Annotated in this window: 23 protein-coding genes; 15 read left to right on the forward strand and 8 right to left on the reverse strand. The window is 66.1% G+C overall.

The window, feature by feature from the left end; genetic code table 11:
* Positions 1-11: 11 nt before the first annotated feature.
* Positions 12-1,343 (reverse strand): sigma-54 dependent transcriptional regulator, encoded by a 1,332-nt coding sequence (locus tag AAF481_05520; GenBank protein MEM7480612.1) that lies wholly within the window; start codon positions 1,341-1,343, stop codon positions 12-14.
* A 174-nt stretch (positions 1,344-1,517) separates the two neighbouring features.
* Between AAF481_05520 and AAF481_05525 the strand changes: the two genes are divergently transcribed.
* The gene (locus AAF481_05525) at positions 1,518-2,051 is read left to right on the forward strand and encodes an MXAN_5187 C-terminal domain-containing protein (GenBank protein MEM7480613.1); all 534 of its coding nucleotides are present in this window, start codon (positions 1,518-1,520) and stop codon (positions 2,049-2,051) included.
* Between the two features lie 28 nt (positions 2,052-2,079).
* Positions 2,080-3,156 carry a tetratricopeptide repeat protein gene (locus AAF481_05530; GenBank protein MEM7480614.1) on the forward strand — a complete coding sequence of 359 codons (1,077 nt, stop codon included), beginning with the start codon at positions 2,080-2,082 and terminating at the stop codon, positions 3,154-3,156.
* A gap of 286 nt (positions 3,157-3,442) precedes the next feature.
* On the opposite strand, the gene ychF is transcribed toward AAF481_05530, so the two are convergent.
* The 3 genes from ychF to AAF481_05545 form a co-directional block, all read right to left on the reverse strand.
* The gene (gene ychF / locus AAF481_05535; protein MEM7480615.1) at positions 3,443-4,513 is read right to left on the reverse strand and encodes a redox-regulated ATPase YchF; all 1,071 of its coding nucleotides are present in this window, start codon (positions 4,511-4,513) and stop codon (positions 3,443-3,445) included.
* A gap of 222 nt (positions 4,514-4,735) precedes the next feature.
* Positions 4,736-6,106, reverse strand: coding sequence for a metallopeptidase TldD-related protein (locus AAF481_05540; protein ID MEM7480616.1), 1,371 nt, complete (start codon positions 6,104-6,106; stop codon positions 4,736-4,738).
* Positions 6,100-7,416, reverse strand: coding sequence for a metallopeptidase TldD-related protein (locus tag AAF481_05545; GenBank protein ID MEM7480617.1), 1,317 nt, complete (start codon positions 7,414-7,416; stop codon positions 6,100-6,102). The genes AAF481_05540 and AAF481_05545 overlap by 7 nt, the downstream gene beginning before the upstream one ends.
* Before the next feature lie 247 nt (positions 7,417-7,663).
* Between AAF481_05545 and AAF481_05550 the strand changes: the two genes are divergently transcribed.
* The 3 genes from AAF481_05550 to glyA all read left to right on the forward strand — a co-directional run bounded on the left by AAF481_05550 (position 7,664) and on the right by glyA (position 10,940).
* Positions 7,664-9,238 carry an acyl-CoA carboxylase subunit beta gene (locus AAF481_05550; protein ID MEM7480618.1) on the forward strand — a complete coding sequence of 525 codons (1,575 nt, stop codon included), beginning with the start codon at positions 7,664-7,666 and terminating at the stop codon, positions 9,236-9,238.
* Positions 9,239-9,365: 127 nt separating this feature from the next.
* Positions 9,366-9,662 carry a hypothetical protein gene (locus AAF481_05555; protein MEM7480619.1) on the forward strand — a complete coding sequence of 99 codons (297 nt, stop codon included), beginning with the start codon at positions 9,366-9,368 and terminating at the stop codon, positions 9,660-9,662.
* Between the two features lie 9 nt (positions 9,663-9,671).
* Complete coding sequence (glyA, locus tag AAF481_05560) at positions 9,672-10,940, forward strand: serine hydroxymethyltransferase (GenBank protein ID MEM7480620.1); 1,269 nt, start codon at positions 9,672-9,674, stop codon at positions 10,938-10,940.
* Here glyA and AAF481_05565 read toward each other — a convergent pair.
* The 4 genes from AAF481_05565 to AAF481_05580 form a co-directional block, all read right to left on the reverse strand.
* Complete coding sequence (locus AAF481_05565; protein ID MEM7480621.1) at positions 10,937-12,226, reverse strand: folylpolyglutamate synthase/dihydrofolate synthase family protein; 1,290 nt, start codon at positions 12,224-12,226, stop codon at positions 10,937-10,939. The genes glyA and AAF481_05565 overlap by 4 nt on opposite strands.
* A 108-nt stretch (positions 12,227-12,334) precedes the next feature.
* Positions 12,335-13,177, reverse strand: a complete 843-nt coding sequence (accD, locus tag AAF481_05570) for an acetyl-CoA carboxylase, carboxyltransferase subunit beta (GenBank protein MEM7480622.1) — start codon at positions 13,175-13,177, stop codon at positions 12,335-12,337.
* A gap of 75 nt (positions 13,178-13,252) precedes the next feature.
* Complete coding sequence (locus tag AAF481_05575; GenBank protein ID MEM7480623.1) at positions 13,253-13,489, reverse strand: hypothetical protein; 237 nt, start codon at positions 13,487-13,489, stop codon at positions 13,253-13,255.
* A 19-nt stretch (positions 13,490-13,508) separates the two neighbouring features.
* Entirely contained in the window at positions 13,509-17,333 is a 3,825-nt protein-coding gene (locus AAF481_05580; GenBank protein MEM7480624.1) for a TonB family protein, read from the reverse strand.
* Between the two features lie 206 nt (positions 17,334-17,539).
* Between AAF481_05580 and AAF481_05585 the strand changes: the two genes are divergently transcribed.
* The 10 genes from AAF481_05585 to AAF481_05630 all read left to right on the forward strand — a co-directional run bounded on the left by AAF481_05585 (position 17,540) and on the right by AAF481_05630 (position 25,918).
* The gene (locus AAF481_05585) at positions 17,540-18,082 is read left to right on the forward strand and encodes a DUF1697 domain-containing protein (GenBank protein ID MEM7480625.1); all 543 of its coding nucleotides are present in this window, start codon (positions 17,540-17,542) and stop codon (positions 18,080-18,082) included.
* Positions 18,083-18,313: 231 nt separating this feature from the next.
* Positions 18,314-19,066, forward strand: coding sequence for a YebC/PmpR family DNA-binding transcriptional regulator (locus AAF481_05590; GenBank protein ID MEM7480626.1), 753 nt, complete (start codon positions 18,314-18,316; stop codon positions 19,064-19,066).
* A gap of 6 nt (positions 19,067-19,072) precedes the next feature.
* On the forward strand, positions 19,073-19,576 hold the full coding sequence (gene ruvC, locus AAF481_05595; GenBank protein ID MEM7480627.1) for a crossover junction endodeoxyribonuclease RuvC: 504 nt from the start codon (positions 19,073-19,075) through the stop codon (positions 19,574-19,576).
* Between the two features lie 304 nt (positions 19,577-19,880).
* A complete protein-coding gene (locus AAF481_05600; protein MEM7480628.1) occupies positions 19,881-20,486 on the forward strand; it encodes a MotA/TolQ/ExbB proton channel family protein in 606 nt (201 codons plus the stop codon).
* An 18-nt stretch (positions 20,487-20,504) separates the two neighbouring features.
* Complete coding sequence (locus AAF481_05605) at positions 20,505-20,942, forward strand: biopolymer transporter ExbD (GenBank protein ID MEM7480629.1); 438 nt, start codon at positions 20,505-20,507, stop codon at positions 20,940-20,942.
* Positions 20,943-20,951: 9 nt separating this feature from the next.
* Positions 20,952-21,389, forward strand: coding sequence for a biopolymer transporter ExbD (locus tag AAF481_05610; GenBank protein MEM7480630.1), 438 nt, complete (start codon positions 20,952-20,954; stop codon positions 21,387-21,389).
* 24 nt (positions 21,390-21,413) lie between these two features.
* On the forward strand, positions 21,414-22,157 hold the full coding sequence (locus tag AAF481_05615; GenBank protein ID MEM7480631.1) for a TonB family protein: 744 nt from the start codon (positions 21,414-21,416) through the stop codon (positions 22,155-22,157).
* A gap of 19 nt (positions 22,158-22,176) precedes the next feature.
* Positions 22,177-23,010: a DUF4388 domain-containing protein gene (locus AAF481_05620; GenBank protein MEM7480632.1), complete on the forward strand. Its 834-nt coding sequence runs from the start codon at positions 22,177-22,179 to the stop codon at positions 23,008-23,010.
* Between the two features lie 147 nt (positions 23,011-23,157).
* The gene (locus AAF481_05625; GenBank protein MEM7480633.1) at positions 23,158-24,267 is read left to right on the forward strand and encodes a tetratricopeptide repeat protein; all 1,110 of its coding nucleotides are present in this window, start codon (positions 23,158-23,160) and stop codon (positions 24,265-24,267) included.
* A 361-nt stretch (positions 24,268-24,628) separates the two neighbouring features.
* The gene (locus AAF481_05630) at positions 24,629-25,918 is read left to right on the forward strand and encodes an OmpA family protein (GenBank protein MEM7480634.1); all 1,290 of its coding nucleotides are present in this window, start codon (positions 24,629-24,631) and stop codon (positions 25,916-25,918) included.
* Positions 25,919-25,991: the final 73 nt, after the last annotated feature.

Consider the following 25,991-nt stretch of genomic DNA (forward strand, 5'->3'; position numbering starts at 1 on the left):
CTAGCGGCTGGTCATTTCCGGTATTGCGGTACGCCTTCCAAGTCGTAGGCTTTGATGCGTCGTTGAAGGGTTCGCAGGCTGATGCCCAGGCGATCCGCGGCGGCGCTCTTGTCGCCGTCGGTGGCGATCAGCGCTCGGCGGACGGCCTCCCGCGGATCCTCGTCGGCCGCCGTCGGGGTGGCGCCGGTCAGCGCGAGATCGTCTTTCGTCAGGCGTGTGCCCTCCAGCAGGATCAAGGCTCGTTCGAGCACATTCGAGAGTTCCCGCACGTTGCCCGGCCAAGGCTCGGCGGCGAGTACTCGCAAGGCTTCTTCGTCGACCTGGACCGGTGACCGGCCGAGGCGTTCGGCGATGCGATGGGTGAGGTGCCGGACGAGAGCGGGAATGTCCGACGCTCGGTCGCGCAACGGCGGCAGTTCGATGGGAAAGACCGACAGGCGGTAGTAGAGGTCCGAGCGAAAGGTACCCTCGGCGAGCATTCGCTCCAGGTCTCGGTTGGTGGCCGCCACCAACCGTACGTCGGCGTCCAAGGTGCGGTTGCCGCCCACTCGCTCGAAGGTACGTTCTTCGAGTACGCGCAGCACTTTTCCCTGCACCGCCGGGCTCAGTTCGCCGACTTCATCGAGCAACAGGGTGCCGTGGCGAGCCTGCTCGAAGCGTCCCTGGCGCGGACGATCGGCGCCGGTAAAGGCGCCCTTGTCGTGGCCGAAGAGTTCGCTTTCGATCAGCGTTTCGGGGATGGCGGCGCAGTTCACCGCCACGAAGGGCCCGGTGCGTCGCTCGGAGAGTCCGTGGAGCGCCCGGGCGAAGAGTTCTTTGCCGGTTCCGCTTTCGCCGGTCAAGAGCACCGTGCTCTCGGTGGGGGCAACGCGCTCGACCATTCGCGCCGCCCTTCGCAGGCTGGGGTGGGCGCCGACGATTTCCGAGGCACCGGGCACCGCCAGGCACGGCTCGGCCGGCTCCTCCCGGCCGAGGGCCCGGGCGACCAGGTCGAACAGCTCCTCGATCTCCACCGGCTTTTCGAGGAAGTCCCAGGCGCCGAGCTTCATCGCTTCGACGGCCGTGCCGACGGTGCCGTAGCCGGTCAGTAACACCACCGGAACGCTCGGCTGGGCGGCGCGGCAGGCGCGCAACACCTCCACCCCGTCGGCGCCCGGTAGCCGGAGGTCCGACAGCACCAGATCGAACGCCTGCTGCTCGATCGCCTCGATGCCGCGCCGGCCGTCGTCGACGCTGGTCACCCGGTAGCCCTCTCCCCCCAAGGCCTGTTCCAGCATGCGTCGCAAGGATGCCCGGTCCTCGACCACCAGCAGGTGCGGCGCTGTGGAGAGAGGTGGACTCATCGAATGCACCGAGCCTGGACGGTAGCGGACAAAGGGATCGGGCCGAAGGTCATTGGATGGTGAGCGGACGGGGTCCGTATAAACTTCGAAGACTACGCCGGGTATGGACGAGTCCTGGTACCCGGTGCGAGGTTCTATTGTATCTACGCCGGTTTCCAGTCGCTGGGAGGAATTGTGGATATCGAAGGGCGCATCGAACGGGTCGAGGACGACCTGCGGCTGTTCCAGGTCGAGTTCGAGAGGTTCTTCCGCGGCGAGCGGGCCACGCCGCCGGAGGAGATTCGTCAGCGCGTGCTCGGAGATCTCCGGAACCTGCGAACGGCCAAGCTGCAGGGCGTTGCGGACACCTTTCGCGTGTCGCAGCTCGAAGCTCGCTTCAACAGCTACAGCGAGCTGTTCAACCGTCGGACCCGCGATTTCGAGATGGGCGGGCGCCGCCGGGTGGTCACCGGCACCTACGTCGATGTGGACCGCGGCGTGATCTTCGGTGAGCGGGTGGACCAAAAGGCCGCCGAGGCGCTGTATCGAGGTCTACACCGCCGTGGCGCGGAGCCACGCTTCGATCTCGAAACGTTCCAGGGGTACCTGGACCGTCAGCGGGAAGCCATCCGGGCGAAGACCGGGTGCTCCCACGTTCAGTTCCGCCTGAGTGACGAGGCGGGACGCACCAAGTTGAAGGCCAAGCCGGTGACCACCGGCACATCATGAGGCTCCGAGAGTCTCGGAGGAGTACCCCTTGAAGAAAAACATCGCCAAGAAAAAGATCGCCGGCTTGCTGGCCCTCGGATTCGCCACCGCCGTGGCCGTGGCCCTCGCCGGCTCGGTTCCGCAGAACCTCAACAAAGCCATCGAAGCGCAGCGCACCTTGGTCGACGAGCGACCGAGCGATGCGGCGGTCCTGAATGACTATGCCAATCTGCTGATGCTGGCGGGCCGGTCCGCCGAGGCGGAGGCAGCCTACCTGGACGCTTTGGCGATCGAACCGGACAGCGTTCCGGCGCGCTTCAATCTGGCGCTGCTGCTGCAGCGCCGCGGCAAGGCCCGCCTCGCCCTCGATGAGTACCGTAAGGTGTTCGACCTGGCGCCGGATCACGCCTGGGCGGCGTATCAAATCGGTTCCATCCACGAGGCGGCCGGCGACGAGCGCCGCGCCGTCGATTGGTACGCCCGATCCTTCGCTCTCGACTCGCGGCTGTTCCTGGCGGACTACAACCCGCAGGTGATCGACAACGGGCTGGTCGAGCGCGCGATGCTGGCCGGCGGCCGCCAAGTGAAGCCCGCCCTCGCCCCGCGGATCTACGAAGAGCCGGCTCGCATCCGCCGCTTGCTGGTCGCCCTGCCGGAGGGAGAGGAGGGCGAGGACGAAGCGATGGAAGAGGATGAGGAGATCGATCCGGTAGACGTGGAGGGCTCCGTGTCGCGGGTGCTCGAAACGGACGATCTCGACGATCGCGCCGTCAACCAGGCGAGCGGGCGGGCCGGCGGGCCAAGTTCCAACCGACGTTTCAGCCCCAGAACCCGCTCGCGGACGTGGAGTTCGCCATCGTCGAACCGTCCCTCAGCCACCGAGGGGAATCGCGGCGGCACTTCGACTCAGCGTCAGGGCACCCAGCGCCAGGGAGGCTCGACTTTCCGCGGCGGCAGTACGACCATCATCCAGCCGGACACCGGCCGCCCGACCTCCGGCACTCCGTCCCGCACCATCCGCCCGCGGGTGGGTCGTCCGCTGGGCGGCACCCCCATCGGCACGGCCAGCACCGGCCGTCTGGAGATCGACTGGATGCCCGAAGGGGAGGACGTGCTGCCGGGCTGATCATTTGCCCGTTGTCATGAAATCGTCGGGATGAGGCTGACGCTGGTTGGCCCCTCGACCCGAGCCCGAAGGGCGAGGCGGCGCTGAAAGCGTCGAGGATGGTTGCTCCAATCGGTGACTGCGCAGCGACCGAACCCGAAGGGTGAGGCGGCAGCGAAGCTGCCGAGGACGGGGTGAGCCTGAAAACACTGGTGTTTTCGGGCGAGGGGGCGCCTAGCCCCCTGGAAATAGAAGCTAGCAGGCGTGATGAAAAGATCGGCGAAGCCGTATTTCATCACCCTGCTAGCTACACATTGAAGCGGTAGTGGACGACGTCGCCGTCTTTGACGACGTACTCCTTGCCTTCCAGGCGCAAGAGACCCTCTTCGCGGCACGCGGCGAGGGTCTTTTTGTCGAGCAGATCCTCCCAGGGCACCACCTCGGCGCGGATGAAACCGCGCTCGATGTCTGAGTGGATGGCGCCGGCGGCGCGCCGGGCGATGGTGCCCTGGCGAATGGTCCAGGCGCGCACTTCGTCCTCGCCGACGGTGAAGAAGGAGATCAACCCCAACAGTTCAAAGCTGGCTCGGATCACCCGATCGAGGCTCGGTTCGTCGAGGCCGAGATCGGCGAGGAACTCCTGCTGTTCTTCCGGCTCGAGAAGGGCGATCTCCTGCTCGATGAGGGCGCTGACGGTGATCGCCTTGACCCCAACCCCCGGGTAGATTCCGAAGCCCTCCGGTGTGGCGTCGGCCACCTGATCCTCACCGACGTTCACCACCAGCAGCAGGGGCTTGGCGGAGAGCAGTTGAAAGCCCCGGATGCGCCGCTCGTCCTCTGCTTCCAGATCGATTTCGCGCAGGGGCTTTTCCTCGCTGAGGGCGGGCAAGAGGGTTTCTGACAGCAGTTCCAGCTCGCGCACTTCCTCCGGCGACAGGCCGCGCTTCTTCGATTTCTCCAGGCGCTCGATGCGGCGCTCCACCAGCTCGTAGTCGGCGAGGATCAGCTCCAGGTCGATGGTCGCCGCGTCCCGCGCCGGATCCACCGAGCCGGCCGGATGCGGCAGCTCCTGGTCCTCGAAGGCCCGCACCACATGGACCAGAGCATCGACGTCCTTGAGCTTGGCGAGGTCGAGGCTTTCGGCGCTTTCGCCCTGGCGCATGCCGGGAATGTCGACGTACTGAATGGTCGCCGGCACGTAGCGCCGGGGATTGAACAGGTCGCGCAGGGCGGCGAGGCGGCGGTCCGGGACCTGGGCTATGCCGATGTTGGTCTTCGACGAGGCGACGAACTTGTCCGTCTCCTGCTCCGAGGCCGTCAAGGTGTTGAACAACGTCGTCTTGCCGGCCTTCGGCAGACCGAGAATTCCAATTTCCATACCGCTCCTTGATCACATTCCGTTGATCGATTTGAAACGTCTTCCGAACTCAGCTTTCCGGGCCAAAAACTCCTTTGCACACCGCGACCGAGCCCGGAGGGCTCGGCGGCAGCTTGCTGCCGAGGTCGGGGTGAGCCCGAAAATGTTTTCGGGCGAGGGGGCGCCTAGCCCCCTGAAAACGGACAGCTGGCAGGCTGCTGAAAAGATCCGCGAAGCGGTTCTTCAGCAGTTTGCCAGCTCGAGGCCCGCGACGAGAAGCGTCGGCGAGCCGATCATGCCGTCATAAGGCGCGAAGGTGAGATCCCTTGCTACCGCTTTGACCCCCTGGAGCAGGGCTCCCACGCTACCGGTCAGCACGGCGCCGCGGATCGGTTGCGGGGCAGTCTGGCCGCCCTGCACGGCGAATCCGCACACCGGCAGTTGAAAGCGCGAGCCGTCGGTCTCGAACCGGCCCGAGCCCGGGGCGTCCACCAGATAGTAGCCGCGCGCGATGCCGGCGAGAAGGGCCGACACGGCCACGGACGGGTCCGGCTGGATCAGCAGGTGCGTCGGCCCGGCTGCCGGCAGGTCCCGCCAACTCGCCCGCCGCACGCAGCCGGTCGCCCGGCCGCCGTCCGTTCGCACCTGGTCCCAGGGCAACAGTGGTTGTCGCCAGTGCCCCTCGTCGATCAGTCGCACCCGTCCGGTGGCCCGGCCCTCGCCGTCCGCCGGGGCGGCGAGCAGGCCGCCGGCGAGGCGCCCGTCGTCTAGGATCGTCAGGGCTTCGGAACCCACCCGGCCACGGCCATCGCGCAGGCCGGCGAGGCGCGAGCCCTTCTCGGCGCCGACCAGGAAGGGGCGGAGCCCGTTCAGAAGCGCTGATCCCACCGCCGGCGCGAGGAGCAGGTCGCCGCGGTCCCGTACCGCCGGCCGGCCGTGGAGGCGGATCGCCAGCAGGTCCGCCAGGCGCCGGGCGAGGGCTTTCGGATTGAGCCGCCGGGCCTCGCGCTCGGCCAGGTAGAGGGAGGCCGTATGGACCCGTCCGCCGTCGCCGGAGACGGCTCCTTCAAGCCGCAATGAGGCGAGGCGTCGACGGTAGGAGGCGCGAATGCCGCGGCTGCTGGCGACCCAGCTCTCGCTCGATCCGTCTTCCAGCACGGCGCGCATCAGTCGAGCCTCTGGCATTTCCTCGGCGAGGGCCGGCTCAAAGGCGGCGAGGAGCCGCAGGCCTTCCGTCTCGCCGATCAGCGGCGCGTCGAAATCCGGCGGCTCGCTCCAGCCCTCGGCGCCGGCGTCCGGCTCCGGCAGGCGGAGGCCGAAGCCGTCCGGTTCCGGCCAGGGGCCTCCGGGCGGCGGCGAACCGCTGCCGCAGGCGAAGCACGAGGCGCGGTCGCCGCCGGCTCGCACCGCCCAGCCGCGCTCCTGGTGGAAGCCCGTCAGGTGGGTCGTCGGGCCGTGCTCCAGGCGCCGCGACCGGCCTTTCTTGAGGTAGACCTCTGCCTCTTCGAAGCCGGCTTCGGCCAGTCCGGCAAGGGTGGCTGCGAGATCCTCCGGTGCACCCTTTGGCGGCCGCTTCTCGCCCTCGGAGGCGTCGGATGGACCTTGCGTCACCATGGAGTCACCGCCAGCCCTTCCAGACGGACCGCCGGGCAAGTCGCCCAGACGGGTACTTTGCGGCCGCCCTTGGCGCACCATCCGGCGCCGGCCAAGCGGCGCTCATCGCCGACCGCCGTCAGCGAGCCGAGGAGGTCGGCGATGCGGCCGGAGAGCAGGCCGGCGCCCACCGGTTCGCCGATGGCGCCGCCGCGGATCCGACGGGCGGCCACGAACCCCAACTCAAAGACGCCGGTCAAGGGATCGAGGGAACCGCGGGAAGCTTCGGCGATCCACAAGCCTCCCTCCGCCTCCGCCCGAAGGTCGTCCTCGGCGGTGTCTCCGGCGAGGAGCTCCAGGTGTGATGAGCGGGGATCCGGCGGGCCGTGGCGATCGCCGCGCCGCGCCGCGCCGGGTATCAGAATTTCCGATCCTTCGGCCCAGGCGGCATCGGCCAGGGGCTGTTGTACGACGCCCTCGCGCAGCAGCCAGCGACGACGCACGGTTCGGCCTTCGTCGTCGGTGCGGCGGCGCACCTCCTCCGGCGCCGTGGCGGGGTCGTCGAGGACGGACAGCTCGCGCCTCCCCAGGCGCACCCCGACGGCGCCCTCCGGGTGGCCGGAAAGGGCCAGTAGATCGGCTTCCAGGGAGTGGGCGATGGCTTCGTGCAGCAGCACCGCCGTCGCCCCGGGGCCCAGCACCACCACCCCACGGAAGGGTTCCGGCGGCGGTGCGCGGCGCGCCCGGAAGGTCTCGACGAGGTGATCCGCCAGGTGTGCGACGGCCGGCGGACCGAGCTTTGGAAAGAGCGCCCCGTGGGTGCCCCAGGGCAGCTCCACGGTGCAGCTATAGAAACCCTCCTGCTCCGGCTCGGTCACCAGCGGACCGGAGACCACCCGCAGCCAGCGGCGATGGCGCCGCGCGGTGAGCATGAGCGGGAAGGCCACGTGGTGGGCGCGGATGCTGCGCTCGAGGGCGGAGGTCAGCTCGGTCAGCTCCGGCGCTGCCGGTGGGCCGTCCCACGGGCCGACCTCCAGCCGCGGCGCCGGATAGGCGGCGGAGGGATAGACCCGCGCCACTTGGCGCAGGGCTTGGCCGAAATCCTTGGAATCGAAACCGTCGCGGCTGGCGAGCCAGGTTTGCCGTTCGCGGGTGAGGCGCAGGGCGAACCCCTCTTCGCGCCGCACCCGAACCCCCGGTGTGGCGCCGCTGCCCGGTAGTTCGAGAGTCTCGGTGCGTTCGAAGTAGGCGTCGGCGAGATCTTCCGGGCGGGTGGAGAGCTGGGTGAGGGAGCGGCCGACGGCGGCGCAGTCGAGGTGGGCGAAGGGCATTGAGTCTCGATTCTAGCCGTCTGCCTTGAGAGTCGTTGCGAATTTGGGACCGAGCCCGTCCAGGGCTCGGCGGCGGGTGCGAAGGAGCCGCCGAGGACGGGGGTGAAGGCGAATGGAGGGCTTTTCGGCTGAGGGGAGCGCCTAGCCCTCCTGGAAAAGGACATTAGCAGGGCTGGAAGGAACCTGAACATCCCTTCCAGCCCTGCTAATATTTCGCCTTCACTAGCGCGGAGGAAGCATGGCGGAGATGGAAACGAAAGGGGAAGACCGTGGGTTCGGGGAGCTGGAAGAGCGTCTCCGGCGGTCCTCCCTGGGGGGCGGCCAGGAGCGTATCGATAAGCAGCACGCGGCCGGCAAGCTGACGGCGCGGGAGCGGGTCGAGCTGCTGCTCGATGCCGGGAGTTTCGTGGAGCAGGACGCCCTGGTCACCCACCGCTGCCGGCATTTCAAGATGGACGAGACCAAGATTCCTGGCGACGGCGTGGTGTGCGGCCACGGCACCGTCGACGGCCGGCTGGTGTACGTCTTTGCCCAGGACTTCACGGTGTTCGGCGGCTCGCTGTCCGAAACCAACGCCGAGAAGATCTGCAAGGTGATGGAGCTGGCCCTCGACAACGGCGCGCCGATCATCGGCCTCAACGACTCCGGCGGGGCGCGCATTCAGGAGGGGGTAGCGTCCCTCGGCGGCTATGCGGACATTTTCCTGCGCAACACCTTGGCTTCTGGGGTGGTGCCCCAGATCAGCGCCATCATGGGGCCGTGTGCCGGCGGTGCTGTCTACTCACCGGCGATCACCGACTTCATCTTCATGGTCGAAGGGACGAGCTACATGTTCGTCACCGGTCCGGACGTGATCAAGACGGTCACCCATGAGGAGGTCACCAAGGAGGAACTGGGCGGCGCCTCCACCCACGGCGCGAAGAGCGGCGTGTGCCACTTCACCCTGCCCTCCGACGCCGCTTGCCTGGCGGCGGTGCGCGATCTTTTGTCGTACCTGCCGAGCAACAATCTGGACGATCCGCCGCCGGGCACCAGCAACGACGATCCGGCGCGCGAAGATCCGGCCTTGGACGATCTCATTCCGTCGGATCCCAACAAGCCCTACGACATCAAGCGGCTGATCTCGTCGGTGGTGGACGACGGCCGTTTTCTCGAGGTGCAGGCGGCCTACGCCCGCAATCTGGTGGTGGGTTTCGCCCGCATCGGCAACCGGAGCGTCGGCATCCTCGCCAATCAGCCGGCGTACCTGGCCGGCGTGCTCGACATCGACGCGTCCTTGAAGGGCGCCCGCTTCGTGCGTTTCTGCGATGCCTTCAATATCCCCCTCGTCACCTTCGAGGACGTTCCGGGCTTCCTGCCGGGCACCCAGCAGGAGTTCGGCGGCATCATCAAGCACGGCGCTAAGTTGCTCTACGCCTACGCCGAGGCGACGGTACCCAAGATCACCGTGATCACCCGCAAGGCCTACGGCGGCGCCTACTGCGTGATGGCGAGCAAACACCTGCGCACCGATGCCAACTTCGCCTACCCGGCGGCAGAGATCGCCGTCATGGGGCCGGAAGGGGCGGTCAATGTGCTCTACCGGCGTGAGCTGGCGGCCGCCGCCGCCAACTCTTCGGACGACGCCGACGCGGTGCGCCAGCGCCACGTGGCGGAGTATCGGGCGCAGTTCTCGAACCCCTACGTGGCGGCCGAGCGCGGCTTCCTCGATGCGGTGATCCGGCCGCGAGAAACCCGGCCGCAGATCGCCCGCGCCCTCGAGGCACTGGCCGGCAAGCGGGCTTCGATGCCGGCCAAGAAGCACGGCAATTTGCCGCTGTAGTCGCGTCCGTTGGAGAGCCTCGAACCGGCCGGAGGACGAAAGCGATACACTCCCCCTTCGCCCGCACGGGCCGAATTCGTATTTTTCAGAGGATTTCAACCCTCAATGCACCTCAAGGGAACCGATCATGAGAGAGAAAGACCGTAGTCTCCGGCGGCGCCGCCAGCGGCGCGCCAAGCGATTGAAGAAGCGCCATCAAAAGGAACTGGCGGCGGCCAAAAAGGCAGCAGCCAAGGCGCCCAAGAAGTCCACCGCCAAGAAGCCCGCGGCGAAGAAGCCGGCGGCGAAGAAAACTGCCGCCAAAGCAACGGCCAAGAAGCCCGCGGCGAAGAAGCCGGCGGCCAAGAAGACGACGGCGAAGGCTGAGAAGGCAGACGAAGCGCCGGCCGAAGAGGCCGCCACCGCCGACGGCGACGAGAGCTAGTTTTTCCCGATGCCCGATCTTCGCTCCCTGCGGGTCCTGGACCCCGAGATCTACCGTTCCGTGGCGGCCGAACGCGATCGCCAGAATCAAAGTCTCGAATTGATCGCGTCGGAAAACTTCGTCGGCCGGGCGGTGCTCGAAGCCGCCGGTAGCGTGTTGACCAACAAGTACGCCGAGGGTTATCCCGGTCGCCGCTACTACGGCGGCTGCGAACACGTCGACGAGGTTGAGCGGCTCGCCATCGATCGCGCCAGAGAACTGTTCGGAGCGGAGCACGTCAACGTGCAGCCGCACAGCGGAACCACCGCCAACATGGCGGTGTACTTCGCCTTCCTGCGCCCCGGCGACAAACTGATGGGGTTGGATTTGGCCTGCGGCGGTCACCTCACCCACGGCCACCGGCTGTCCTATTCCGGCCGCGATTTCGAGGTGGTGGCCTACGGGGTGGATCGCGAGACGGAGCGGATCGACTACGACGCCGTCGAGCGCCAGGCGGTGGAGGAGAAGCCGAAGATTATCGTCTGCGGGGCCTCGGCCTACAGCCGGGTGATCGACTTCGAGCGCTTCCGCGCCATCGCCGACCGGGTCGACGCCCTGCTGATGGCCGATATCGCCCACATCGCCGGGCTGGTGGCCGCCGGTGAGCACCCGTCACCGGTGCCGCACTGCGATTTCGTCACCACCACCACCCACAAGACCCTGCGGGGCCCCCGGGGCGGCATGGTGATGTGCCGCGAGGAGCACGCCAAGCTGCTCGACCGGTCGGTGTTCCCGGGGCTACAGGGCGGCCCGTTGATGCACGTCATCGCCGCCAAGGCGGTGGCCTTCAAGGAAGCCTCCGACGAGAGTTTCCGGACCTACCAGCGACGGATCGTGGCAAACGCTCGGGCGCTCGCCGGGCGGCTCCAGGAGCGCGGCCTGCGCATCGTCTCCGGAGGCACCGACAACCACGTTATGCTGCTCGACGTGTCGGCCGGTGGCGAAGGTCACGAAGGGACCACCGGCAAGGTGGCGGAAGCGGCGCTCGAGCATGCCGGCATCACCACCAACAAGAACACCATCCCCTTCGATCCCAACCCGCCGATGGTGGCCTCGGGCATCCGCCTGGGCACGGCGGCCCTGACCTCCCGCGACATGGGGGAGGCGGAGTTTGCGAAGGTCGGTGACCTGATCGCCGACGTCCTGAAGGATCCGGAAAACGAGGACGTTCAGAGCAAGATCCGCGGTCGGGTGGGCGGCCTGTGCGAGCAATTCCCGCTCTACGACGCCTTGTCCTAGCGAAGGCGCCCACGCGCCGCCCCCACCAGAAAGAACGAGCCGGCGACTAGCAGGGTGTCGCCGGCCCCTTCGAGGGCTCGACCGAGGGCCGATTCCCAATCCGAGTGGACGGTCGCCAAGGCTGGCGCACTGCCCACCCAGGGGAGTAGTTCGCGGGGATCGCGACCGCGTTCGTGCGGTGGGCGGGTGAGCAGAGTCCGCCCGCCTCGTTCGGCGACGCGGGCGGCGAGCGGCGGCACGATCGCTGCCGCCTCCTTGTCCTTCAAGAGACCGAGCAGGAGGTCGAGGCGGCCCGTCGGGGCCTGTGCGAGGAAACGTGCCAGCCGTTCGGCGCCGTCGGCGTTGTGGGCGGCGTCGAGCAGGACCCGCTGCCGATCTCCAGCGCGCAGAACTTCCAGCCGGCCGGGCCACTCGACCGCCGCCGCGCCCCGCGCGATGGCTGCGCCGTCGAGGCGGTCCCAGCCGATGTCCTGGAGCTTGCCCGCGGCGACGGCGGCGAGGGCCAGATTCTCCGCCTGGTGGTCTCCCAGGAGCGGTATCTCCAAGGTGAGGGAACTGTCCGGCAGGACGATGGTGACCTGCTGACCGCTCCAGAAGTCTTTTTTCGGCTGGCTCGCCACGGCAGGCGCCACGTCCTTCCCGAAGGTCAACTCAGCACCGATTCCTCGGGCTCGCTCGCTCAAGGCCGCTGCCGCCTCCGGCTGCTTTACCCAGGCGATAGCCGGCCGGCCGGCGCGCAGGATGCCGGCCTTTTCGCCGGCGATGGCGGCTAGCGTGTCCCCCAGGTGCTCCCGATGGTCGAAGGAGATCGGGGTGATGAGGGACAGTACCGGTTGCGCCAGATTGGTGGCGTCGAGGCGGCCGCCGAGGCCGACCTCGACGACGCCCAGGTCCACCGTGCACTCGGCGAAGTGGGCGAAGGCGGCGGCGGTGAGGGCTTCGAAGTAGGTCGGCGCTTCGGGTGTGGCCTCGATCGCCCGCAACAACAGTGCGCCGAGGGTCTCGCCGTCGATCGGCCGGCCGTCGATGCGCACCCGTTCGGTGACCGACTCCAGGTGGGGCGAGGTGTAGAGCCCGGTGCGGTAGCCGGCGGCGGTGGCCATCGAGGCCAGCAGGGCGGCGGTGGAGCCCTTGCCGTTGGTGCCGGCGACCAGTACCGCCGGGAATCGCCGCTGAGGGTCGCCGAGGGCGGCGAGCAGGTCCGCCATTCGGTCGAGGCCGAGGCGGATGCCGAACAGCTCCAGGCGATCGAGGGCCTTAGCTGCCTCCCTGGGAAGTTCAGTCATGCGCTAGGATTTCGTCAGAACTTGCGAACGAGGGGGCGCCAAGCCCTCTGGAATTCAACAGCTAGTAGGCGTGCTGAAAGCATCGGCGAAGCCGCTTTCAGCACCCTGCTAGCTGAAGTGCTTCAGGGCGCGGCCGACGGTGGCCTTCAATTCCGGCCGCGGCACCACCGCGTCGAGGAAGCCGTGTTCGAGCAGGAACTCGCTGCGCTGGAAACCTTCCGGCAGGCTCTGGCGGATGGTCTGCTCGATCACCCGTGGCCCGGCGAAGCCGATCAAGGCGCCGGGCTCCGCCAGGTTGAGGTCCCCTAGCATGGCGAAGGAAGCGGTCACCCCTCCGGTGGTGGGATCCGTCAGGATCGAGAGGTACGGCAGCCCCGCTTCGCGCAGCCGGTGGAGGGCGGCCGATACCTTGGCCATCTGCATCAGCGACAGGACGCCCTCCTGCATGCGGGCGCCGCCGGAGGCGGAGACGATGATCAGCGGCTGCTCGGTCGCCAGCGCGCGCTCCGCCGCGCGGGTGATCTTCTCGCCCACCACCGAGCCCATGGATCCGCCCATGAAGTCGTAGTTCATCACCGCCATCACCACCGAGATTCCTTCCAGGGTGCCTTCCACGGCGATCAGCGCATCGCGCTCGTCGGCCTTCTTCTGGTAAACCTTGAGGCGGTCCTTGTAGCGCTTGGTGTCGGTGAACTGCAGCGGATCGCCCGGTGAGATGCCGGCATCGAGTTCCTCGAAGTCCCCGTCCAGCAGCATGCGGATCCGGCGGTTGGCGCCGATCCGAAAGTGGAAACCGCACTTGTAGCAGACCCGGAGATTTTCTTCGAGATCTCGCGAGTACACCACTTCCTTGCAGCCGTTACACTTGAGCCAAAGCCCTTCCGGAACTTTGCTCTGCGGCCGCTCGGAGCGAACCGGTTTGGGTTTCTTGGTTTTTCTGAACCAGGCCATGGTGGACCGACCGGCGCCCCCTGCCGGCCCCCTCGGAAGGGTCGTGGAGGGGTGAGCCGGATCCGGGTGGTGCGATCAGACCTCGGAGGCGTCGCCGTCTTCTTCGGCTTCGAGATCGTTCACGACGCCGAGGCGTAGGCAGGCCGCGTCGTACATCTGGCGGGCCGCTTTCTTGGCCTTCTGTAGGTCGGCGAGGCGATCCCGCACCTTGGCGAGTTCTTCTTCGATCTGCTGATCAAGTTCAGCGATTTCTTCCTTGGTGACCGTCAGGGTGTTTTCGTAGAAACTCCGCTGTTGCTCGTTCAGGCTCATTTGATTCGTCCTCTGATCCTTACAACCGGAAGGGCAGACGGAGGGTCGTCCACATCTTGACGACGACGTCGTCCTTCCTGGCGGGCTGATATTTCGCGGTTCGGGCCGCTCGGACCGCCGCTTCGTTGATTCCGACGTTCCTATCGATGCGCTCGACGAAGCGGGTGTCTACCACCTTGCCGTTCTCGTCGACGAGAACCGAAAGCACCACTTCGCCCTCGACGCCCATGCGCTTGGCGATGGGAGGATACTCCGGTTTTTGAATGCTGACAAGCTTTGGCGCTACCACTCCGGGGCCGGCCCGGACCAGATCGCCGCGCCTCGTCGTCGGGCGCTCCGGAACCTCCGTCGGTGCGGATTCGGGGGCCGCAGAGGGGGTGGTGGACGCTGGTTGTGGTGGGGGGGCTGAGGAGGTCGTGGCGGTCGGTGGCGGTCCGGTTGGCGCCGGGTCGGAGGCGCTCTGGATGGGCGCTTCGCCGGTCGGCGGAGCGGCGGTTGGCGGTCCACGGGCGGCAGCCGGCGCCGGGGATTTGCTTTCCGGCTCCGCCGTGGGCGCCGGCGGTGGAGCCCCGTCCGATGGTTGCGGCGCCGGCGGGTCGGCGGGCGCCGAGCGTGCCGCTTCCTGGGCCTCGCGGAGCTGGTCTTCGAGCCGCTTCTGCTCCGCTTCGAGTTTGGCGCGCAGAGCTTCTTCCCGGCGGGCCAGTTCCTGGTCGACCATCTCGGCCATATCGTTCGCCGGCTCGTCGGTGCCGGCGGCCGCGGCCGCGGTGCCGTCAGCGGACGGAGCGGTGGTGGCGCCGGCCGGCGGTGCGGTGGCGCCCTCGGGTACCGAGGCCAATCCCTGGGGGGCCGACCTGTCGGGGTCCGACCTTTCGGGGGCCGACCTTTCGGGGTCCGACAGGTCGGGGTCCGGTCCCGCCGCGCCGGCGGCTCCGGAATCGACCCCCTCGCCTTCCGCCGCTTCGCCCTCGAGGGCGCTATCGAGCGAGGGATCGGAGGGTTCGTTCGCGGGAGCGCCGTCCTCGATCGGCAGGACGACCGGATCCTGCGAGGCCGGCGGCTCGGCGGTCTTGCGGGCCGCGAATCGGTAGTAGAGGAACGCCAGCAAACCGATGAGCACGATCACCGCGATCAGCAACAGAAGCGGCTTGCGGCTGCGTCCGCCACCTTCCTCCAGCTCGTGCTCGTCGAGCGGCCCCTTGGCTTCGACCACCGGACTCGCCTCCTTGGCGATGCTGGTGTCGATGGGGCCGGAGGGGGGCGCCGGATCCGGAAGCATCTTTGCCGGTGCGGTGGAGGCGGTCGACGAAACCTCGGCGGCTTTCTCGCCGGCGCGTTCGTTCACCGGGGCGCCGGTCGCCGTTTTCGGTTGCGGTTCCGGGCTGCCAGCAGGCTCGCCGGCCAAGGCCCGTTCGAGGTCGATGTCGACTTCCCGGCTCGGTCGCGGAGGGACATCGGGGATGGCCGGGGGTGCCCCGAGGGCCGGCTCCAGGACGGGTTGCGGCGTCTCCTGCAGAGCCTGCGGCGGTACCTCGGAATCCGCCGAGATCGATGCTGCCGGGGACGATGCCGCCGAGGCCGGGGGTGGTTCGATCTGTAGGCCAGGAGCCCCTGGGCCCGCAGGATCGGCGGCGAGAGGTTCCCGGTCGGGAGCATCCGGGCCGGTGGCTTCGTCGGAATTGCGGATGCGGTCGAGGTAGGCCGCCAGATCCGCCGGGCCGGGGGTGGGTTGCAGTGAGTACAAGGCTTGTTCCAGTGCATCCCGGAGCTGACCGGCGGATTGGAAGCGGTCTGCCGCGTCCTTGGCGAGGGCGGTCATCACGATGCGATCGGCATCTGCGTCGATCGCCGGGTTGACGTCCCGCGGCGGCTGCACCTCGGCTTCGCGCACCGCTTCGAGCACCGAAATCTCGTTGTCCCCACCGAACAGCCGTTCGCCGGTGAGCATCTCGAACAGCAGGGTGCCGACAGAGAAGATGTCCGACCGCGGGTCCACCGGTTGGCCCCAGGCCTGCTCCGGCGACATGTACTGGATCTTGCCCTTGAGGGCGCCCATCTGGGTGTGGCTGGCCTTGGCGGCGGCCTTGGCGATGCCGAAGTCGCACAGCTTGATGTCGCCATCCTGGCTGATCAGCACGTTCTGTGGCGACACGTCGCGATGCACCAGCCCGAGCTCGCGATCCTCGAAGTCGCGTTTGCGATGGGCGTAGTCCAGAGCGCTCGCCAACCGGGCTCCGATCAACAGGGCGAGCCCTTGGTCCATCGGCTTGCCGAGATCCCGGGCGGTGGTCAGGATCTCCCGCAGATTCATACCGTCCACGAACTCCATCGCGATGTAGTAGTTGGTCGCGATCTTGCCGAGGTCGTAGATGTGGATGATGTTCGGGTGGCTGAGCTGGGCCGCGAGCTTCGCTTCGTCGATGAACATCGAAACGAACTCTTCGTTCTCGTTGAGGTGCGGCAGGATCTTTTTGATCGCGACGGTCTTCTGGAAACCTTCGACGCCGCGCATTCGTGCCTTCCACACCTCAGCCATACCGCCGACGGCGATGCGTTCGAGCAGCGAATACTGTCCGAAAGACTCCCGCGGGTCCGGCACCGCCACGGTGGCCGCGGCGTCGGCCTCGGCCGGCGCTTCGGCCTCGGTCGAGGATGGCGCGTCCGCGAAGCGATTATCCGGCGTGAAGTTGCCCAGCGCCGAGGACCCCGAGGCCGAGGACCCGGGAGCCGTGGAGCCCGGGGCCGAGGATTCCGAAGAGAGGGCTTCGAGCAACTCGGTGTTGAGCGGCGGCGGGCTCAGGGGCGGGTGCTGCGCTGGCTCGATGGCCGGTGGCCGGGCCTCGGCGGCCGGATGCGAAGGTTCGAGGGTCGCTGCCGAGGGAGGCTCTTCGAAGGATGCGGGCACCTCGGGAGGATCCTCTTTCCCAGCCGAGTCGAGCGCTGGCGGTGCGGCTTCCTTGCGGGGGGCGGTGCGGGGTTCCGATACCAGGTTCCCCAGACCGAGGCCGGCGAAGGGGTCGATCGCCTCGTCGTCGGCCCTCTTGGCCTTCGGCGCCTCCGCCAGGCCGGACAAGGTGTTCGAAAGCAGTTGGTCGACATCGTCGGCCGCCGGTTCGGAGGGCTTTTTCGGCATCTTCCGTTGCGGCGTTCCGGTCGCTCCCGAGAGGTCCGCTCCGAGGACCCCGGAAAGGGTCAATTCGAGCTTGCGTTCGATCTCGTCCGCGTCACTCGGTACCGCCGGTGGTTGCACTGGCGGGGGTGGCGTCTGCGGAGGGTTGAGATCGGAGGGAAGCGGCGGGGCTGCCGGCTCCGGCAGCGGTGCCGCTTCCACCGCGGCCGCCGCCGCTGGCGGAGGCGTCGCCGAGGCCGTCTCCGGGGCCGTCGGACTGTCGCCAGCGATTTCTTCCTGAATCTCCGCCACCAGATCGCCGAAGATGTCCGCTGAGGTCAGTTTCTCGCCGGGACCCGCTGGCCGACCGGCGGTCGGCGGTGGACTGCCGGAAAGGCTGCGGCGGACTTCGAGGCGGAGTTCCTGGTCGGTGAACGGCTTGGTCACCAGGCCGTCCACTCCCATGCCTTGAGCGGACCGTTCCGTCGCCTGGTGCTCGGGGAGCATCGCGATCACCCCGGGGCCCTGGTTGCGCTTGGCGAAGCTCTCGTAGACCACCTCGACGCCTTCCAGCTCCGAATTCACCAAGACCAGGCTCGGCACCTGTTGAGCGCCCACCTGTAGCGCCTCTTCCGGGCTGCTGACGAGCCGAGTGCTCCACCCTTCGGTGCTGAGGGTGTCTTCGATGCGCTGGATATAGCGGTCTTCGTTTTCGACGACGAGGATTATGGACATGGATGGCTCCGGTTGAGCTGCGGTTCTAGCACCGGGGTTGTCGGGAGTCAATTGTACTGGCCGGTGAGCGAATTCTGCCGGCCGCCGCATATTGCGGCACGGTGCCACCTTTCTATGAAGTGCGAGCACCGGGTCTTTCGAGGTCGTGAGGAGCCAAGACACGGCAAAATGCAGCGATGGTCGATGAACGTGGTAGAACGGCTCGCATGAGTCGATTCGTGGCCTTTCTGCGCGGTATGAATGTCGGTGGTCACCGCATCACCAACCCCGAATTGTGCGCCCACTTCGAGCGCATGGACCTGGGCGAAGTCTCCGCTTTTCTCGCCAGCGGCAACGTACTCTTCAGCGCCGAGGGCGGGTCGGGCGACGACCTGCGCGAACGGATCGAAGGAGCCCTGGAGGAAGTGCTGGGATACGCCGTCCCGACCTTTCTGCGCTCGGCCGAAGAGGTGTGTGCCATCGCCGATCACGAAGCTTTCGATGCGAGTACCCTCGAGGGACCGCGGGGCAAGCTGCAGATTGCCCTGTTCTCCCGGCAGTTGAGCCAAGAGGCCGAAAGGGCCGTGTTGGCCCACTCCACCGAGGACGACCGGCTGGCCGTTCACGGCCGGGAGCTGTACTGGCTGCCGCGCGGCGGAGTGAGCGAATCGGAACTCGATTTCAAGGCCATCGAGACCCTGCTCGGCGGGATGACCGTGCGCACCCACCGGACTCTCGAACGTCTGGCTGTCAAGCTGTCGGACAAGTGAGTGTTCCAAACGGTCGATTCTCTTGTTGGGTCGAGGAGATCGATGAAGTGAGCGGGCGATCTGCTATTCGAGCAGATCGCTTCCGAGCCTGAAGGGCGAGGCGGCAGCAGAGCTGCCGAGGATGGGGGTGAGCCCGAAAAATGACACTTTTTCGGGCGAGGGTGGCGCCCAGCCCCCCTGAAAACGGTACACTCCCTGGTCCTTAGACTGACGGAGGAGGCAGCGCGAGCGATGGCGGGTCACAGTAAATGGGCGGGGATCAAACACAAGAAGGCGATCATCGACGCCAAACGGGGCAAGCTGTGGACCAAGCTGCTCAAGGAGGTCACCGTGGCGGCGCGGCTGGGCGGCGGGGATCCGGACGGAAATCCGCGGCTGCGCAGCGCCATCCAGGACGCCCGCGGCGCCAACTGCCCGAAGGACACCATCGACCGGGCGGTCAAGAAGGGCACCGGCGAGCTGGAAGGGCTCGAGTACGTCGAGGTCAGCTACGAGGGCTACGGGCCCGGCGGCGTGGCGATCCTGGTCGACACCATGACCGACAACCGCAACCGTACCGTCGCCGAGCTCCGGCACCTCTTCTCCAAGAACGGCGGTAACCTGGGAGAGAGCGGTTGTGTCGCCTGGATGTTCGATCGTCGGGCACAATTCGCCATCCCCAAGGACGCCATGGACGAGGAGTCCTTCGTCGAGCTGGCGATGGAGCTGGAAGCGGAAGACCTCGCCACCGACGGCGACGCCTACGAGCTGTACGGCGCCGTCGAGGACTACAATCGGCTGCGCGAAAGCCTCGAAGAGCGTGAGCTAGCCCTCGAGGTCAAACAGCTCGCCCAGATCCCCCAGAACACCATCCGGGTTGACGAAGAAGACACCGCCGGTCAGCTTTTGGGCCTTCTCGAAGCGCTCGAAGACCACGACGACGTGCAGTCCGTGTGGGCCAACTTCGACATCGACGACGAACTCTTCGAGCAGGCGGCGAGCTAGCCCTTCGTGCTCGTTCTCGGCCTTGACCCGGGCAGTCGCATCACCGGGTGGGGGTTCGTCGAAAAGCGTGGCGCGAGCCTCGCCCTGGTGGAGGCGGGAGTCTTCCCGGTGCCCACCAGAGAGCCGATGGCCCGGCGCCTCGCGTACCTTTCACAGGAGCTGACCGTCTTGCTTGCCCGGCGACCGCCGGCGGCGGTCGCGGTCGAGACGCCCTTTCATGGCCGCAACAGCCGCTCGTTGGTGGTACTGGCGCAGGCCCGGGGAGCGCTGCTGGCGGCGGCCGGCGCAGTCGATTGCGCGGTCCGCGAGTACAGCCCGGCGGAGGTCAAGGCCGCCGTCACCGGCAACGGCCGCTCCGACAAGCAGCAGGTGGCACGAATGGTGCGGTTGATGCTCGGTGCCGGCGAAGGCCTGGCGGCCGACGCAACGGATGCTCTGGCGGTGGCGATTTGCGGCATTCAACGGGCCCGAATAGAGCGAATTTCGGCCCTCGGAGTGCGTCGCAAATGATTGTAAAGAAAGACCTTAGTGGTGTTAGAGCCATTCTTGACCGGATTTTTTGCGCGTGCTAAGATCCGCCGCATGCCTTTTCCCACGGGGGTTGTGGCAATCGTGCTCGGGGCCGTGGGCTCGCCTCGGCAAAGCCCACCACTCGCGGCAGATCTCCCGGGCGAGATCTCCTCAGACGGTGTCGCGATGATGGAGCACGGGAACTTATCCCGCAGTAGGCGGGTCATACTAAGCGCAAGGAGGAGGAACAGTGGCTGATATCGGCGGAACTTTTTTTGGGTTTCTCAAGGATGGCGGGTTGGTCATGTGGTTGCTCTTGGCGGCCTCTATCCTCGCTCTGGCCGTCATCGTCGAACGCCTGATCGCTCTGCGGCGGGCCAAGATCAACGTCAATGAGTTTCTGGCCAAGATTCGTAAGGCCCTGATCGTCAACCACTCGGTCAGCGACGCGAAGAAGATTTGCGAGCAGTATCGCGGTCCGGTGGCGTCGATCATGAAAGCCGGCCTCCTCAAGTACGGACAGCCACGGGAAGACATCGAGAAGACGATCGAGAACGCGGCGCTGTTCGAAATGGGCCGCCTCGAGCGCGGATTGGTGGTGCTGGCCACCATCGCCAACGTCGCTCCGCTCCTCGGTTTCCTCGGAACGGTGACCGGCATGATCCGCTCTTTCGACGCTCTGGCCGAGGCCGGCTTGTCGAACCCGGGCCTGGTGGCCGCCGGTATCTCCGAAGCCTTGCTCACCACCGCCGGCGGTCTATTGGTCGCAATTCCGGTGCAGATCGCCTACAACTACTTCATGACGCGGATCACCCGTTTCGTGCGAGACATCGAGTCGGCCACCAACATGCTGCTCGAGACCTTCAGCGAAATGGATCGCGGTGGAGTCTCCGCCGACGCCCGCAAATAGACCGATCGCGACGACCAGATGAAGCTACACCAACGCTCAAGACAGGATGCGGCGATTCCAACCGCCTCGATGGCGGATATCGCTTTCCTGCTCATCATCTTCTTCATGGTCACCATCACCTTCGAGGTCGACAAGACCCAGGTGACCTTGCCGGCGACGGAACTCCGCGCGGAGATTCCCAAAAAGGCGGCATACATATCGGTGACCGAAGACGGCACGATTCGGGTGAGTAGCGGCGAGGAAATCAGCTACGTCATCTCCGGGCCAGAAGAAGTGCTGAGTTTCGCCGCTTCGACAACGGCGGTGGATCCGCAGAAAGTCTTCGTCGTGAAGGCGGACAAGGAGACGCGGTATCAGTTGATCGACGGGGTGATCGATTCCCTCAAGCAGGCCAAAGTCGAGACGCTGTACTTGCTGTCCCGAGCGGAAACCACCGACGGTTCCGACACTCAATAGGGGCGCGAGATGATTTTCAAGCGCGAGAAGAAAGTCAGTGACGAGATTCCGACCTCCTCGATGGCGGATATCGCGTTTCTGCTGATCATCTACTTCATGGTCACCGTGACCTTCACGGCGACCCGGGGCATTGACTTCGCCCTGCCGAAGGACGATGAGACACCACCAGAGATCGAGAAGGAAGAGTCGGTCCTGATCGAGATTCAGCCCAGTGGTCAACTGATGGTCGACGGTACGCCCAAGGAGTTGGACGCCGTGATCGACTACCTGAAGCCGAAACTCGAGCGCAACCCTCTGAAGCCCGTGATCATCCGGCCGGACGCCAATGCTCCATACGGCGCCATGGTGGATGTCTACGACGAGTTGCGCGACGGGGTGAACCAGGGAGTCGAAGTGAAGAACATTTCGATTCCGACGCAGCGCGAGATCGACGCCTTCTGGTTTTAGGCCAGGGACGAAAGGGAGTGCATCATGACTAAGGAGCAAGAAGTCACCCCGGCTGGCCCGGATCCGGCGCCTCAGAAGCCGGCGGCGGCTTCCCAGACCCAGACGCAGTCGGCCTACGAGGCCTTTGCGCAGGAGTATGAAGAAGATCGCAAGACCATGTGGGTCGCCTTGGCGATCGCCATCGTGTTTCACGCCGGTCTTTTGATCATCAATCTGCCGGAGTTCACCGGCGGCGACGCCGCGGAACCGGACAAGCCGAAGGTCTACGTGGTCCAGCAAGTCCGCTTCAAGCCACCGCCACCGGAGCAGAAGCGCGAGATCCCGAAGCAGAAAGCGAAGAAGGTACCGATTCCTGATCCGACTCCGGATGAGCCGGAACCGATTCGTCTGCAGGAGGAGATCGAGCCGGACATCGACCTGCCGGAAACGGACATCATCTTCGACGTGCCGGAAGGTCCACCGCCGGTCGAGCCGGAAGGTCCGATCATGGTGGGCGGCGACGTGAAGGCGCCGGTCAAGACATACCACCCGGATCCGCAGTACACGGAGATCGCTCGCAAGGCTCGGATCCAAGGCGTGGTGATCGTTCAGGCGACGGTCTCGAAGGAAGGCGTTGTCCAGGACGTCAAGGTGCTCAAGGGCTTGCCCATGGGCCTCGACAAGGCGGCCGCGGACGCTGTGAAGAAGTGGAAGTTCCAGCCGGCAACCCTCAACGGCAAGCCGGTGGACGTCTACTACAATCTCACGGTGAACTTTTCCTTGCAGTAAGAGCCGGTAGAAGGGAAACATGGCCTTTCAGGGCTCGTTGACCGAGTTGCCGCTGCCAGACATCATCCAGCTGGTATCGGTTTCCGGCAAAACGGGCATGTTCGCTCTGACCCGCGGGGGATATCCGCAAGGGGAAATTTTCCTCCGCGGGGGTCAGATCACCCACGCCTCGGTGGGCGAGCTGGAGGGCGAAGAAGCGATCTACGAACTCGCCATCTGGCCCGAGGGGGACTTCCTGTTTACCCCCGGACAGGAAAGCTCCACCACCTCTGTTCAAAAGTCGAACACCAATCTGTTGATGGAGGCGGCGCGCCGGATCGACGAGTGGCAGATCCTGTCGAAAAAGATTCCTTCCACCCGGCTGGTGCCGGTGTTTACCGACAACGCGACCACCACTTCCGTCTCTCTGACCCCTCAAGAGTGGGCGGTGATCTGCAAGCTCGACGAGCGCCGCTCGATCGACGAAGTGGCGGCGAGCCTCGGGCAGAGCGCTTTCGACACGGCCAAGCTGCTGTACGGCCTGATCACTTCGGGCCTGGTGGATTTGAAAGAAAACCTCTCGGGATTGCGCACGGAACGCCTGGCGAAGCTACCGCCGGCGGAGATCCTCGCTCTGGCGCAGCAGGTCTCGGAGGAAGCCCGGCGCGAGGCCGGTCCCGGAATCAACCATCAAGAGTTCGACCGGATTTTCAAGTTGACCAAGGTGGAGATCGATGCGGGTCGAGGCGGCGATGCTGTCCTCGATCTTGTGCGGGCCTGCGAGAAATTGGTGTCCGCGGCCCTCGGCCCCAACCGGTCCAAAGCATACGTGGACCGGGTCACGGAGATGTTGGAGCGTCCTTCTTCGGTTTGAGATACCGAAGCTTGCACAGGAATTGCATCCACAGAACTCTGCCCGGCGCACCGTAAATATTCAAGCCACACGACGCCGAGGCGGAAAAGGAGGACGGTACTTATGCGAAAGACATTGATTTCACTTCTCGTGGTTGCCGGATTGTTGGTGAGCGGAGCCGCGTTTGCGGAATGGGAGGCCGGTGTCGCGGCCTTCAAGGCCCGGAATTTCGCCGTGGCCGAGAAGGAATTCCAGGAAGTGGCTGCCAAGCAGCCGGACTGGCCCGGTGGTCACTACATGCTCGGTCAGGTCCAGCTTCAACTCGGCAAGAGCAAGGATGCTCTCAATGCCCTGAAGAAGGCCTACGAACTCAAGCCTGGCGACGTCAGCTACCAGTACATCTTGGCTCAGGCGTATCTGAAGACCGGTGGCTACAGCCAGGCGGCTTCGATGCTGCAGAAGATCAATCCTTCGTCGCTGCCGAGTCAGCAGCAGGGTAAGTACCAACAGTTGCTCGCCGTTGCCCTCGACCGCAGTGGCAATGCCAGCGGCGCCCTGTCCGCCCTGCGCAAGGCCGCCGAGGCGAATCCTACGGATGCCAAGGCTTGGTACAACTACGGCACCACCGCGTTCAACGCGGGCGATACGGCGACCGGCGCGTCGGCTCTGGAGAAGGCCGTCAATCTGAACGGCAGCGACGCCAAGGTGCGGACCGCATACGTCAACTCGCTGATCCGCCTCGGTCGTGAGAAGCGCGGCGATTCGAAGCAGGCGACCTACGCCAAGGCCGCTCAGGCGGCGACTCCCTTGGCGTCCTCCAGCGCGAACTACGACACGCTGCTCCTGGTGGCCGAAGCGCAGCTCGGAGCCAAGGAGTATTCCGCGGCCACTTCGACCCTGAACCGGGCCAAAGCCAAGGCCGGCAACGACTGGCTGGTTCACTACTACCTGGCCCAGGCATACACGGCCGCGGGGAACTTCAACGACGCGAAGGCCGCCGGCCAGTTGGCGGTGGATCGGGCGGCCAGCGCCGCCGACAAGAAGCGCGCTTGGCAGCAGGTGGGTTTCGTTGGCGAGAAGCTGAAGAATTACGACGAGGCGATCGTCGCCTACCGCAACGCGGGCGACCAGGCGGGTGTCAACCGGGTCGAAGAGAACCGGAACATCGCCAGTGAGAACGCCACCATCGAGAAAGAGAACGAGGAAATCCGGGCTCTCGAAGAAGAGCGCAGGCGGCTCGAGGAGGAGATCAAGGGTCTCCCCGGCGGCGGCCGCTGAGCCGGGCCCTTCTCAACCCATTCAGATCGTCGAAAAAGGCCCCTTCGGGGGCCTTTTTTGGTGGCGACCTTCCCTGAGCACTCGGAGCCTCTCGGCGGCCACACGATTGCCCTCTCGAGGCCTTCGTTCTGATCTATTCGACCGGTAAGGTTTTCACCTCTCGGGAGCGACGAGCGCGGCCGAGAAGCGCTGAAAAGGCTGAGTTTTAAGCTCTCAAGGAAAAACGTTGTCTTGGCCCAGACTGTGCTACGCTTTTTGTCGAGGTCCCATCCAAGCTGCGCCTTGCGGGGCTCACCAATGGTGTCGATGGGGTCGGCCGTCACACAAGAGTTTGTCCTAGGTAGTTAGAGGAGTTACTTCGATGATTTGGAAAAAAGGCCTGGCCTTTCTTGCCGTACTGGTCTGTATCGCTACGCCCGCCTTCGCCGGCGAGGAGGCCGTCGCTCCGACGGCCACCGGGGAAACCGGTTTATTTACCCTGCTCTCCGGTACTTCTCTGCCGCAGGGGGAGTGGTCCTTCGGGCTCTACTACAACAATTGGGACCGGGTCTTCGAGCGCAACACCCGAGCGGATCTCGACTGGAGCCGTTTGAGTGCCAGCGTTGGCTACGGCGTGACGGACCGTTTCGAGGTGAGCCTGATGCTTCCCTACGAAGACTTCGAAGCCGACTTCCCCGGCCAGCCGGACGTAACGGACGATGGTCTCGGCAATGCTCGTCTGGGCGCCAAGTGGCTTCTGGGCGGCGAGGGCAGCGGCTTCGCTCTGAACGCCTTCGTCGAGCTCCCCACCGGTGACGAAGAGGTGCTCGGCGGCGAGACGGGCTTCGGTGCCGGCGCCAATTGGGACCGCGGCAACTGGGTGTTCAACATCGGCGCCCGGGTGCCGGGAGACATCGATGACATCGATCTGTCGCCGGAGATCATCGCCGGTCTCGGTTATGCGGGCCAGGTTTCCGATCGCCTCGACTGGATCACCGAGCTGGTGGGTACCTTGCCTACGGACAGCGACGACGCTATCTTCGAAGAGAGCGTTGACCTGACCACCGGCCTTCGCCTGTGGCTCGGTGACGGCAACGACTGGGCCTTCAATTTCGGGGTGCGCACGGATCTGCTGCAGTTGAGCGAAACGGATGAGCACTGCCCGATCGGCGGCCTCCTCGGCCTCACCTACCTGCCGCGTTTCCTCAAGTCGGAACCGGCGGTCGAGCCCCCGCAACCTCCAGCGCCGCCGCCGCCGCCGCAGGATCCGCCGAAGGTGGAAACTCCGCCACCACCGCCGCCGGTAACGACCGCACCCTCGCCGCCAAAGGTAACCGAAGAGGCCTGTAAGTTCGCCTCCAACAGCGCGCGCGTCGACAACCGCTGCAAGGCGACCCTCGACGAGGTGGCGCTGCGCCTGAAGGATGCGGCGAGTGCCGAGACGTTGGTGATCGGCTACACCGATAGCACCGGCTCTGATGCCTCCAACCAGCGGATGAGTGAGCGACGCGCCCAGGCGGTAAAGGACTATCTGGTGACTCGCCACGGCATCGATGGCAGCCGCATCGAGGTCGAGGGCCGTGGCTCCGCCGACCCGGTGGGCGACAACGCCACCGCCGCCGGCCGCGAGCAGAACCGCCGGGCGGTGATCCGCATCACCATCGACGGCTAGCGCTGTGTTTCAGGGGGGCTTAGGCGCCCGTGCGCGGGACCGCCCCCTCGACGCCAAGAAGTGCGAATCTTGC

This window comes from Acidobacteriota bacterium, assembly GCA_039030395.1.
Lineage (GTDB): Bacteria > Acidobacteriota > Thermoanaerobaculia > Multivoradales > JBCCEF01 > JBCCEF01.